Below are 12016 nucleotides of genomic sequence, written 5' to 3' on the forward strand. Positions count from 1 at the left end.
CTGCGCCGGGCGTCGCGCCGCCAGTAACTGCGCCGGGCGTCGCGCCGCCAGTAACTGCGCCGGGCGTCGCGCCGCCAGTAACTGCGCCGGGCGTCATGCTGCTGGCTGGTGCTCCGCTGGCAGCCGAGCGGCTGGGGGCCGCCGGGCGGGGAGTTCCGTCGCCGATTGCTGCTCTGCTGGTAGTCGTGCCGCTGGCAGTTGCGCGGCTCGGGGTTGCGCGGCTCGGGGTTGCGCGGCTCGGAGCGGCGCCGCTGGCTGCTGCGTCGTCGGCGATCGCGCTGGCCCGACTGGTCGCGTGGCGGCCGGCCGCGGCACCGGGCCTCACATCGTCGGCTGCCGGCGGGAGTGAGTCGCGCCCCCCGGCGCCGGGCAGAGTCAGCCGGACGGTGCGCTGGTCGGACTTCGCCGAGTGGGCCGGATCGGCCGTCGGCGGGCGGGTGACCGGCTCTCCGCCGAGCCGGGTGCCCAGCCGTGCGTAGATCTGCTCGACCGCGACCCGGCTCGCCGCGATCAAGGCTTCGGCGGCCAGGCCGGCGGCGCCCAGGGTCAGTTCGATGGCGATTGACAGGTCGGCCAGTTCGGTCAGGACCGTTCCGACTTCGATCAAGGCCGCCAGCTTGGCCGCCTCTATTTCGCGGCCGCACTCTTCGACCATCTGCCCGAGTTCGGCGGCGATCTGCACCAGTGCGTTGAGCGGCGCGTCCTCGTCGCCCGAGAGTTTTTCCCAGGCGTCGCGGAAGCCGTCCGGCGCGATTCCCGCTCCGAGCAGGCCGGCCACGATCTGGTCGGCTGCTGCGAAGGCCGACGTGCGGGGGCCGGTCAGGGCGTCGGCCAGCGCGTACCAGCGGTCGGCGACGTCCCAGACCGCGACCTCGTCGCCGGAGGGCCAACCGCTGCCGAGGACCTCGGTCGTGATCGCCCGGGCCCACGCCGGGTCGTCCACGGCGCGGGCCCGCGCCGGAAGCTTCAGAGGGGGCAGTGTCATGGCCGGAGCCCTTCGGCGCCCGAGCGTTCCGCGGCGTCGCCGAGGCCTTCCACATAGGCCGCCAGCTGCTCCCACGCGTCGAGCACCTGCCGCTGGATCGTCGTGTAGCGCTGGTCGAAAGCCTCGTCGGCCCACGGGCGTTCGGCCGCCGCTTTTTCGATCTCGGCGCCGGCTTCGGCCCGCTGGGAGGCCATGGTCTGGCCGGCCGCGGCCAGGTCGCGGGCGCCGTTCACCGCTCGGGCGGCTGCCGCCCGTATCCGCTTCTCACCCATCGCCCCGGTCACCATCGGAGCTCATGATGGAGTCGGCTCGACCCATCAGCGATGCGAAATCGTTATCTCTCAGGAGCCGCAGCGTCCCAGAATCTGGCGGGAGATATCCGCCCAGTAACGTCTCGACCTCACCCGCGGTGCGCTCGGCAGCACTGCGGACCGTAGCCACGATGGCCCGGGCAAGGTCGTCCGCGTCGACCTTCCGGTAGCGCTCGTGGTCGATCCGGAGGTCGGTCAACTGGCCTCGCGGCCCGACCGTCACCTGCACCAGCCCGTCCGGCGAGGCCGCGGTGACCTGCATCGAGGCCAGTCGCTGCGGTAGCTCGTCGAGATGGGTCCGCAGCTGCTCGTATTGCCCGTAGACGTCGGACAACTGATCACGTAACGCCCGGTTGGCATCACGGTCCGCAGTTTCAGACACGATGTCACTCCTGTTCGCCGCCATCGAACGTGGTGACAATACCGAGGTCCGGAACGTTGCGTACTCCGGTAACTTCGTAGCGCGAACGGAAAGGGAGTCCACAGTGATCACTCGCGCGGAGGCCGAGAGGATCGCCGCGCGGTGGGCGCGCAGCGAGTCCGACCAGCGGGGATACGACTGCGAGCCGATGCTCGACGAGTTCGACCTGGGCTTCGTCGTCTGGACCCGGCCGCCGGCCACGATCCTGCCGGTGCCCGGCGACGGGGCCCGCACGGTGATCGACCGGGAGACCGGCGTGCTGTCGACCTGGCCCGGCATCCCGCTCGACGATCTCGCGGCCCACTATCGCGGTCGTCGGCCGGTCCCCACGCGTACGCTCGAGGCGGCCGCGGCGGTCCGCCGCGCCGCCCAGCGGAGCCCGAGCCCCACCTCGGCGGCGCATCTGACCGTCGACGGCCGCATCTTCCGTGCTCACGGCGCCAAGGGTGATCAGCGGATCACCCATCATCCGCTGGTCACACGCTATCTGAGCACTGTGGACGAGAGCCTGCGGGTGCGCGGCGCCGAGCGGCACGCCGAGCTGATCTTGCTCTCCGACGCGCTCTATTCGACCGGCGACACGATCACGCTCGACGAGGCGCGGGCCTGGCTGAGAGATGCCGAGTTCGCGGTCTACCTGGTTCGCGAGACCGGCGATCCGGCCGGCGGCCGTCCGGCGCGGCCGTGCGAGACGTGCATCGGCGCACTGGTCGACTTCGCGCTGCTGCCCTGGTCTGATCTTGCACTGACGACCGAGTGGCGGCACGCCTCCGACCGCGTCCCACAGCCGGGCCGGTTCCCGCACGAGGTCGCCCGCACCCTGGCCGGCGGCGGCTGGACCAGCGCCAACGAGACGGTCGGCGACGCCCTGATCAGCCGCGCGGTCGAACTGAGCGGCGGCCGGTTGCGTCCGTTCGAGGCCGCCCGCCGGATCGCCGCCGAATTCGCCGGCGTGCGATGCGGGCGGCGCGGTGCCGGGTTGCGCCGGGCGGTCCGCCTGCTGACCGTCGATCCCACCCCCGGAGCGTACGCGGTGAGCCCGCTCGACGAGTTTGCCCAGGTGATCGGCGTGCCCCTGTTTCCGATCGGGCTGGAGGGCGGCGACGCGATCGTGGCCGTCGACGAGCGGGGCCGGATCTTCGTCCTCGACCAGGCCGGCGAGTGGTTCGTCGGCCGGTCGATCGACGAGGCCCTGGTCAGCCTGTTGGCCGGTGACGGTCCCGCCGCCCGCGTGCGCGACGACGGCACCTGGTGAGGTGGACGGAGGTCAGTCGAAGAGGTCGTGGAGGAAACCGCGCCGCTTCCGGTAGTGCCCGTGCTGGCGATAGTGCCCGTGCTGCCGGTAATGGCCGTGATGCCCATAACCCGGCTGGGCATAGCCGGGTCCGTAGTGCGGCACACCGGGCGCCGGATAGCCCGGCTGCACCCCGGGCGGGGGATAGCCGGGAGCGGGCGGAGTCGGTGGCGGAGCATAGGCACCGGGCTGCGGCGGGCGCGCGGATGGCGGGCGCGCCGAAGGGGCCTGCCGGCTGTCCCAGTTCGACTCAGCCTCGAACAGTTTTTCGAGCTCACCACGGTCGAGGAAGATCCCACGGCACTCGGTGCACTGATCCACCGTGACGCCGCTGCGCTCGTACACACGCATCTCGCCGTGACACTTCGGACAGGTCATCTGCATCTCACCGACGGTACAAGGCGGCATCACCCAGTGGGGCGCGCGCAGCTGTGTGGCTCCTGAGAGCCGGCGCCCAGACCAGGAACGCCGCCGGGTAGAGCAGATATCCGAACCGCGTGGTCGGCATCAACAGGATCGCGGCCAGCAGGCCGAGGCCACTGAGCAGGGCGGCCGCGGTCGCGGTCCGCGGTGGCTCGCGCAGCAGACGTACGCCGAAGGCCGCCGCCACCACGACCAGGAGCCCCATGGCGAGGTAGTGCCCGGCCGGCAGATGCTGCGCGATCAGGTAGCCCGGGAACGGCGACTGCGCCGGACTGTCGACTACGCCGTGCCCGAACGGAAACCGCAGCACGTTCTCGACGAACCCGTCCGGCCCGACCAGCGCCGGCGGTAGGAGCACCAGAACCGGCAACCCGATCGCCCAGGCCGGCAGCCACCGGGTTTGGCCGCCGCTCGAACCAGGCCGACCGCCGATCGCGGGTTCAGCGGCGTCATCGCGGGAAGCGGCGTCACTGGCAGCGAGAGCAACGGCGTCACCGGCCGCGAGGGCAGCGGCGGTGCCGGCCGTGCGGGCAGTAGCGGGGCCGGTCGCCGGGTGGGGAACGCGGCGGATCCAGAGAGCGACCCCCAGCGCGACCAGCACCGCGATCACCGGGAACGCGAACGGCTTCATCGCCCCGGCGGCGCCGGCCGCGACGCCGGCCCAGCCCCACCGGCCGGCTCCGGCAAGTGCGAACGCCAGCAGGCACAACGCCAGCACCGGCAGGTCGTCGCCGCCGGTCGCCAAGGTCAGCGCGCAGATCGGGAACACCGTCGCGACCTGGACGGCCCGCACCCGCAGCGGCGACCACGGCAGGAGCCGGACGGCCAGGATCAGCGCCCCCGCGGTCACCGCCGCGAACCACACGCGCGCGTCGGTCCACCAGAAGTCGCCGAACGTCGCCCGGGGCAGCCCGAACACCGCCATCCCGGGCTGATAGGGGCTGTACGCACCCAGCCGCTGGTCGACCGGCAACGCCAGGATCGCGTCCCGGCCGAGGTAGGGCGTGCCGGTGTGCAGCAGGCGGTCGCCCATCCGTTCGACGACCAGCACCTCGTCCTGCGCCCGGTCGGTGCGGCCGCCGGCCCGCTGTACGGCCTCGACGACCAGGGGCAGCAGGCACGCGAAGACCCAGGTGAGCCAGCTCAGCGCGGCCCTCACGTGACGGCCGGTGACGAACTGGGCGACCGTGATCAGCGTGGCCGCGAGGTAGGCCCAGAACGCGATCGCACCCCAGGCGCGGTGGGGCAGGAGCGTCGACGTGCGGGCGGTGACGATGGCGAAGGCGGCCGACAACGCGTACAGAAAGAGGTCGGCCGTGAGGCCGGCGCCGGACCGGTCGATGCGTGTGAGCAGTCGGCCGACGCGGTTGGTCACGCCGGCAAGTGTGGCAGAGGCTTCCGGCCTGAGCCCGGCGACCGGCGGCGGGGCATGCGGACGACGGAGCCCTCGTCGTGCAGCGCGGCCGCCAGCGCGCCCGGCCGCCCGCCCGTCCCCCGCTGCAGCGTGGCGAGCAGCCGCGGCGACGACATGGCCCGCGCGAACAGGTGGCCCTGGCCGGCGACGCAGCCCGATTCCCACAGCGCGTGCCGTTGCGGCTCGCTCTCCACGCCCTCGGCGATGACCGTGAGATGCAGGTTGCGGGCCAGGTCGACGGTCGAGCGGATCACCGCGGCGGCCTCGGACGAGGTCTCGATCGCGGTGACGAACTCGCGATCGATCTTGAGCTGGTGCACCGGGATGCGGGAGAGCACCGAGAGCGGGGTCAGACCGGTGCCGAAGTCGTCGAGGGCCAGCCGGACGCCGGCCTCCCGCAGTTCGGCCAGGGCCCGGCCGACGACGTCGAGTTGGCTGATCGTGAGCGTCTCGGTGAGTTCGAGGACGAGCCGGTCGGCCGGGACCGTGTAGTGCTCGAGGCGGCCGAGCACCGTACGCGGGAAGGTCGGGTCGAGCAGGCTGCGCGGCGAGACGTTGACCGCGATCGGCATGTCGAACCCGGCCTCCCGCCACACGCCGGCCGCGGTCAGCGCCTGGTTGAGCACGGCGTTGGCGAAGGCGGGCAGTTGACCGGATCGTTCCACCGTCTCCAGGAACTGGATCGGCGTGAGCGGCCCGTGCTCGGGGTGGTGCCAGCGGGCCAGCGCCTCGGCCGAGATCACCTCGCCGGTGCCGAGGTCGACGATCGGCTGGAAGTCGACGACGAACTCCTGCTCGGAGACCGCGCGCCGCAGCTCGCCGCCGAGCATCAGGCGGCCGACGTCGGCGGTGTCGCGCGAGTGCGCGTACGTCATCGTCTGGTCGCCGGCCCGCTTGGCCTGGTACATCGCCACGTCGGCCCGCCGCATCAGCTCGTCGATGCCGCCGCTGCCGGGCGCCAGCGCGATGCCGCCGGCCGCCTCGACGACGATCTGCATGCCCTCGACCTCGACGCCGATCTCGAGCGCGGAGAGCAGTGCCTCGGCCCGGTGGGTCGCGAGGGCCGGGGTCGGCAGGTCGCCGAGCAGCACCGCGAACTCGTCGCCGCCGAGCCGCGCGACGAGGTCGTTGGGCGTCGCCGCGTCGCGCAGGTGTGCGGCCACCATCTGCAGCACCTTGTCTCCGGCGCCGTGCCCGAGTGTGTCGTTGACTTCTTTGAAGTGGTTGAGGTCGATCAGCAGCAGTGCGAACAGCTTCTGGTCGGTGCCGGCCCGGAAGAGCTGCCCGGCGCGCTCGTAGAGCTGGCGCCGGTTGGGCAGCCCGGTCAGCGGGTCGTGGGTGGCGGCGTGCGCGTTGGCCGCCGCGATTCGGCCGAGTTCGGCGTACGCCTTCGCATTACGTATCGCGGTGTAAAGAGCCGAGCTGAAGGCTTTCAGCTTGAAGTGCTCCGATTCGGTCAGGCGGACCGGGCCCTGGAAGTGAATTCGGAGTGAACCGATGGGGTTGTTGCCGTCGTGCCCGGAAAGCTCGGTGGTCTCCACCGTGTCGACTGCCCGCGTGTCCTCGGTCATCGGCCCGTCGTACGCGATAGCCCCGTTCGACCCGCGTACCACCCGGTCGTCGGCCGGCAGGCGTATTTCCGCTTCAATTGCCGTAAATAGTTGACACGCTCTTATGACCGCGTTGCGCAGCACTTCGTCGAGTTCGACGACGTTCAGTTCGTCGGTCGTGTCGGCAAGTCGCTGCCACGACTCCCGCTCCTGCCGGCCGCGTTCGTGACCCGCCTGCCAGAAATGCACGCTGAGCATCACCGGCGGCACGATGAGCAGCAGGCGAGCGTCGCCGGACGACCGCAGAATGGCGACGATCAGCACGGCGAGCACGAACCGGCTGATCACCATCACGATGCTCAATCGGATGCCGATGAGGAACATTTGCCGCATCGATCGATGGGTGGCGACGGCCAGGACGGGGATCGCGATCAGCTCGTCGGCGAGCCACATCACCGCGACCGCGGCGGCCATCAGGCCGATGTTGACCGATGGGCGCTCGGGGGCCGGCTGGTAGCCGCTGAGCAGGAAAAGTGCGCCGCACGCGGCCGCCACCAGGGTTTCCTTGCCCACTGCGAAGAGGATTCGCTGGGTGGTGGTGGTGACGAAGAGCTTCGGCGCCGTGATCGCGACCGCGGTGCCGAGGACCACCCACGGCGGCGGCAGCAGAACCAGCCCGACGACGATCGCCAGGTCGAGCCAGGTCGAGCTCAATTTGCCCGACTGCAGCCTGATTCGCACCATCATGCGGCTGGCGAACGCCGTGAGGATGACGAAGCCGATGAGGAGCCCGATGCTCGGAATCGGCCGCCCCGGCTCCAAGATCAGCCTGACCGAACCCGCCACGACGGCCAACGCCAGAACGACGACGAGACCGATCAGCAGCCAGAGCCGCCTACCGGTCGCGTCGTCGTTCGAGTTCCGTTGAGGGGTCACCCGTCATCCCCCGGCTACGCGCGGATAAACGATGCGTGTTCTTTCCGCTACAGCTTATTGCCGGACGGGGGTCGGGCGCACCTACCTACTCCCAGTCAAGCGTGCGCATAGCGCAGTCCCAGATACGCATTGCGTCTCCCTTTAGTTGTCGTGGCGCCCCGCCTGAGGCGGTCCCGTTGCACCACTCGAGTCAGTTCCATGTCGCGACAGGGAGAACGTTATGCGGCGATCGATGGCTTCGATACTACTTCGCGTCGGTTTGCGCAGAAAGCGATAATAGCCCGAGATGTCACTACTCAGTGTCCTGACCAAGAAACGCTCTGCATTCAAAGCTGCACGTTATGGTCGAGCTGTCCGCATTGCGGAGCGTGCCGTTTCTTTTACGCAAGGGAGTGTCCGATCAAGGGGCCTTTGATCGTCTAATCGGTGTTATCGGCGCAGGTTGAAATGGGGCTCATGGAATTTTGAGCCCTCGCCGGGCATTGCGCGAACGCGCGCCGCCCGACCGGTTTCTATAAACTCCCGGTATGCCCGACGAATCCCCGCTCACTCACGTTGATGAGGCCGGCGCGGCGCGCATGGTCGACGTATCGGCAAAGGCCGTTACCGTGCGCCGAGCCATTGCGGCCGGACGCGTGATGACCAGTGCCTATGTCATTGAGTTACTACGCGGTGACGCATTGCCGAAGGGGGATGCGTTGGCTGTTGCCCGACTTGCCGGGATCATGGGCGCGAAGCGCACTCCCGACCTGATTCCCCTGTGTCACCCGATCGGGCTGCACGGGGTAGTAGTCGAACTCACACTGACCGACGAGGCCGTCGACATTACCGCAACAACGAAGACTGCGGACCGCACGGGGGTGGAAATGGAGGCACTTACCGCCGTCGCCGTCGCCGGACTGGCCCTGATTGACATGATCAAGGCGGTTGACCCGGCCGCCAGCCTCGACGCGGTGCGGGTTCTCCGCAAGGAAGGCGGCAAGACCGGAGTGTGGGAGCGACCATGACGATCCGTGCGCGAGTGATCGTCGCCAGCAACCGGGCGGCGGCCGGTGTCTATGCCGACACGAGCGGCCCCCGCCTGGTGGCCGGGCTCAAAGACCTGGGTTGCGCGGTCGAGGACGACCCGGTGGTGGTCCGAGACGGCGAACCGGTCGCCGAGGCGCTGCGCGCGGCGGTCGCCGACGACGTCGACGTGGTCGTGACCAGCGGCGGCACCGGAGTCACCCCGACCGACCGGACGCCCGAGGCGACCCGCGGGGTGCTCGACTTCGAGATCCCGGGAATCGCTGAGGCCATCCGGGCGTACTCCCGTGACCGGGTGCCCGCCTCGGCGCTGTCGCGCGGTCTGGCCGGCGTCGCCGGCCGCACGCTGATCGTCAACCTGCCCGGCTCGACCGGCGGGGCCAAGGACGGCCTCGCGGTCCTCGGCCCACTGCTCCGGCACACCGTCGAGCAGATACACGGTGGTGATCACCCCCGCGCGTCCGAGCCTGAGTAGGCTCGGGCCGGTGAGCGCTGACGACCTTCCGGTCGCGTGGGACCGGGCCCGCACGCTGGCCTACGAGGCCGGGCGCGCCGCCGCCGGGCCGGCCGAGGTGATCTCGCTGGCCGAGGCCGACGGGCGCACCCTGGCCGAGCCGCTGCGCGCGCTGACCGACCTGCCGGCCTTCCCGACCTCCAGCATCGACGGGTGGGCGGTGCGCGGCCCCGAGCCGTGGCGGCTGGTCGGCCGGGTCCTGGCCGGTGGCGTCGCGCCGCCGCTGGAAGAGGACGGCACCTGCGTCGAGATCGCGACCGGAGCGATGGTGCCGGCCGGCGCCGACGCCCTCGTCCGCGTCGAGGAGTCCACCAGCGACGACGACGGCCGGGTCAGCGGCCGGCCCCGTGATCTTCCCGAGTGGCGCCTGCCGGGCGAAGAGGCGCACAAGGACGAAATGCTGCTTCCGGCCGGGGCCGCGATCGACCCGGCGGTCATCGGGGTTGCCGCGACCTGCGGCTACGAGACATTGACCGTACGCGCGGTGCCGCGCGCCGCCGTGCTGGTGTTCGGTGACGAATTGCTCACCGCGGGCACGCCCGGCGCGGGCCGGGTGCGCGACTCGCTCGGGCCGCAGGTGCCGGGCTGGCTGCGGCGCTACGGCGCGACGGTCGGTGCGGCGGCCGGGCCGGTCCGCGACACTCTCGAGGCCCACATCGAGGCGGTCCGGGGCGCGCTCGAGACCGCCGACCTGGTCTGCACGACCGGCGGCACGATGCACGGCCCGGTCGATCACCTTCACCCCACGCTCGCTGAGCTGGGCGCGGAATACGTCGTCAACACGGTGGCGGTCCGCCCCGGCTTCCCGATGCTGCTGGCCCGGGTGCCCGGAGCCGACGGCCGTTCGCGGTTCCTGGCCGGCCTGCCCGGCAACCCGCAGTCGGCGGTGATCGCCCTGATCACGCTGGTCGCGCCGCTGCTGGCCGGCCTCCAGGGCCGGGAGCTGCCGCCGCTGCCCGTGGTCACGGTCACCGCGCCGGTGCCGGGTCGCGGCTCGTTCACCCATCTCGCCCTGGCGAGGCGAGACCAGGACGGACGCTCGGTGACACCGGTCGGGCACGTGGGCTCGGCGATGCTGCGCGGATTGTCCAACGCGCACGGCTTCGCGGTCGTCCGGCCGGACACCGCGGCGTCGGCCGGCGACGAGGTGCCCTTCCTCCCGCTGCCGCTGATGCCGGGCGAGCGCCCATGAGCGGGCCGGCCGCCGAGAGCGACGGCGTGGGAGCGGCCATGAGCGGGCCGGCCGCCGAGGGCGACAGCTTGCATGCGGCGGTGAGTCGGCCGGCGGCCGAGGGCGACCGCGAACGGTCCGGCGGTGTGGTTGTGCTGGTTCAGGTCGTCGACGAGCTGCTTGAGCTCGGGGCGCACGAGCGGGCGGTGTCCGAGCGCCGGGCCGGGGCGGTCGTCTCGTTCCAGGGTGTGGTGCGCGATCACGACCACGGGCGGTCGGTGGTGCGGCTCGACTACGAGGGCCACCCGACCGCCGAGAAGGTGTTGCGGGAGGTCGCCGACGAGGTCGCCGCCGATCCTGACGTCTATGCGGTCGCCGTCTCGCACCGGGTCGGCAGCCTGCGGATCGGTGACGTCGCCCTGGTCGCGGCGGTCAGCACGGCCCACCGGGCGGCCGCCTTCGCCGCGTGTGCCCGGCTGGTCGACGAGGCCAAGGCCCGCCTGCCGATCTGGAAGCACCAGGTCTTCGACGACGGCACCGACGAGTGGGTCAACTGCCCTTAGGAAGCCGGTCCGCCGGATCGGCCCGCGGCGCGGGGATCGCCGGGGTGCGGCGAACCGGCCGGGGCCACCGGTTGATCGGGAAGGCGGGCGCCACCCCGGGCCGCCAGGGCAGGGCGTTGAGCAGCACGATTATCGTCAGGAGTTCGGCGTTCCAGCTGGCCGTCCAGCTCGACGGGAGAGCGACGACCAGATAGACGATGACGGCCGCGATCGCATAGCCACGGCCGGGACGGCGCCGGCGCTTCTCGGCGACGCGGCGGCGGGCGGCCGCGTCGACCAGGATCAGCACGGCCGGCAGCACCCAGATCAGCTCGTGTGTGTGCGTCACCGGCCCGACCGCCGCGCTGGTGAGGCCGACCAGGGTGAACGCCGCGATCTCGTCGCCGTCGGTGTGGGCCGAGCGGGCCCGGATCATTCCCATCGCGACCAGCAGGCCGGCGAACGAGAGCCAGATCAGCACCGGGATCGTGTCGGAGTGGTAGAGCCGGGTCAGCAGGCCGGCCAGCGACTGGTTGATCTGGGCGCCGATCGGGCCCGACCGGTCGACCTGCAGCAGCGCGGTGCCGAACCAGTCGGCGCTGGCCCGCGGGGCGATCAGCAGGCCGCCGGTGACGAGCGCGGCCGCGGTGCCGAGCGCGGTCAGCGCGGCCCGCCACTGCCGGGTCAGGGCCAGGTAGGCGATGAACAGGATCGGGCTGACCGCGAGCGCGGTGGCGATGCCGGTGCCGACACCGGCCCAGGCGCCGGTCGCCCAGGCCCGGCGCAGCAGGTCGGCCGGGTGGCGCCGGCGCGGGGGCTGGGAGGCGGTGCGGCCCGGCCACCAGGCGGCCCGGCTGCGGGCCCAGGCACTGCGGCGCAGCGCGACCACATCGGCAGTGACCAGGCCGAACAGGATCAGGTCGAGGCGGCCGTAGCCGATCGTGGTGCGTACCGGCTCGGAGATCAGTGCGAGGCTGCCGGCGATCAGGACGGCCGGCCAGCGCGGCTTGGCGTAGCGCCGGGCGACCGGGCCGGCCAGCGCGATCAGGGCCAGGATCAGCGCCGCGACCCCGGCCAGGGCGAGGAGGCCGCCGGCCAGCGGCAAGGGGAGTACGGCCGTGGCGAGCAGCAGGACGGCGGCCGTCGGTGGTTGCGCGGTGCCCAGGCGGGCGATCTCCGACCGGTACGCGTACAGCCCGTCCCCGGACAGCCAGCCGCGCAGTGCCTCCCGGTCGACTCGGAGGCCGCTCAGCCCGTACCGGTGGAGATAGGTGACCACCGCCGAGGCCGCGCCGAGACCGGCCAGCCCGACCACGACGGACCCGATTGTCCGCGTGCGTTCCCCGATTGCCGGCATGGCGCGACCCCCGTCGCTCTCGTCCTCCGGGCACGCCCGCGGGCGTGCGGAAGCGAGCTTAGAGGGTGCAGC

The 12016-nt window shown here is 71.7% G+C and carries 11 protein-coding genes and 1 pseudogene; 5 read left to right on the top strand and 7 right to left on the bottom strand.

Annotated elements, in window-relative coordinates:
* The 3 genes and pseudogenes from AB0M88_RS17880 to AB0M88_RS17890 form a co-directional block, all read right to left on the bottom strand.
* Positions 1-985: pseudogene (locus tag AB0M88_RS17880) on the bottom strand (hypothetical protein); the annotation flags it as partial.
* Positions 982-1272: a hypothetical protein gene (locus AB0M88_RS17885; RefSeq protein WP_364102699.1), complete on the bottom strand. Its 291-nt coding sequence runs from the start codon at positions 1270-1272 to the stop codon at positions 982-984. The gene AB0M88_RS17885 and the pseudogene AB0M88_RS17880, both read right to left, overlap by 4 nt.
* Positions 1250-1678 carry a YbaB/EbfC family nucleoid-associated protein gene (locus tag AB0M88_RS17890; RefSeq protein WP_364102702.1) on the bottom strand — a complete coding sequence of 143 codons (429 nt, stop codon included), beginning with the start codon at positions 1676-1678 and terminating at the stop codon, positions 1250-1252. The genes AB0M88_RS17885 and AB0M88_RS17890 overlap by 23 nt, the downstream gene beginning before the upstream one ends.
* A gap of 103 nt (positions 1679-1781) precedes the next feature.
* On the opposite strand from AB0M88_RS17890, the gene AB0M88_RS17895 reads away from it, so the two are divergent.
* A complete protein-coding gene (locus tag AB0M88_RS17895) occupies positions 1782-2972 on the top strand; it encodes an SUKH-3 domain-containing protein (protein WP_364102705.1) in 1191 nt (396 codons plus the stop codon).
* A gap of 12 nt (positions 2973-2984) precedes the next feature.
* On the opposite strand, the gene AB0M88_RS17900 is transcribed toward AB0M88_RS17895, so the two are convergent.
* From AB0M88_RS17900 to AB0M88_RS17910, 3 genes are read right to left on the bottom strand one after another with little or no spacing between them, the layout of a single operon-like run.
* On the bottom strand, positions 2985-3395 hold the full coding sequence (locus AB0M88_RS17900) for a zf-TFIIB domain-containing protein (protein ID WP_364102708.1): 411 nt from the start codon (positions 3393-3395) through the stop codon (positions 2985-2987).
* Between the two features lies 1 nt (position 3396).
* Positions 3397-4809 carry a glycosyltransferase 87 family protein gene (locus AB0M88_RS17905; RefSeq protein ID WP_364102711.1) on the bottom strand — a complete coding sequence of 471 codons (1413 nt, stop codon included), beginning with the start codon at positions 4807-4809 and terminating at the stop codon, positions 3397-3399.
* Positions 4806-7334, bottom strand: coding sequence for a bifunctional diguanylate cyclase/phosphodiesterase (locus AB0M88_RS17910; RefSeq protein ID WP_364102714.1), 2529 nt, complete (start codon positions 7332-7334; stop codon positions 4806-4808). The genes AB0M88_RS17905 and AB0M88_RS17910 overlap by 4 nt, the downstream gene beginning before the upstream one ends.
* A 527-nt stretch (positions 7335-7861) precedes the next feature.
* Between AB0M88_RS17910 and moaC the strand changes: the two genes are divergently transcribed.
* The 4 genes from moaC (at position 7862) to AB0M88_RS17930 (ending at position 10608) form a co-directional block, all read left to right on the top strand.
* Entirely contained in the window at positions 7862-8341 is a 480-nt protein-coding gene (gene moaC / locus AB0M88_RS17915; protein ID WP_364102717.1) for a cyclic pyranopterin monophosphate synthase MoaC, read from the top strand.
* Positions 8338-8835 carry a MogA/MoaB family molybdenum cofactor biosynthesis protein gene (locus tag AB0M88_RS17920; RefSeq protein ID WP_364102720.1) on the top strand — a complete coding sequence of 166 codons (498 nt, stop codon included), beginning with the start codon at positions 8338-8340 and terminating at the stop codon, positions 8833-8835. The genes moaC and AB0M88_RS17920 overlap by 4 nt, the downstream gene beginning before the upstream one ends.
* Before the next feature lie 10 nt (positions 8836-8845).
* Positions 8846-10066 (top strand): molybdopterin molybdotransferase MoeA, encoded by a 1221-nt coding sequence (locus AB0M88_RS17925; protein WP_364102723.1) that lies wholly within the window; start codon positions 8846-8848, stop codon positions 10064-10066.
* A 125-nt stretch (positions 10067-10191) separates the two neighbouring features.
* A complete protein-coding gene (locus AB0M88_RS17930) occupies positions 10192-10608 on the top strand; it encodes a molybdenum cofactor biosynthesis protein MoaE (RefSeq protein WP_364102954.1) in 417 nt (138 codons plus the stop codon).
* On the opposite strand, the gene AB0M88_RS17935 is transcribed toward AB0M88_RS17930, so the two are convergent.
* On the bottom strand, positions 10595-11944 hold the full coding sequence (locus tag AB0M88_RS17935) for a glycosyltransferase 87 family protein (RefSeq protein ID WP_364102725.1): 1350 nt from the start codon (positions 11942-11944) through the stop codon (positions 10595-10597). The two genes, AB0M88_RS17930 and AB0M88_RS17935, sit on opposite strands and share 14 nt — an antisense overlap.
* Positions 11945-12016 lie beyond the last annotated feature (72 nt).

Source organism: Actinoplanes sp. NPDC051411 (assembly GCF_040682075.1).
Lineage (GTDB): Bacteria > Actinomycetota > Actinomycetes > Mycobacteriales > Micromonosporaceae > Actinoplanes.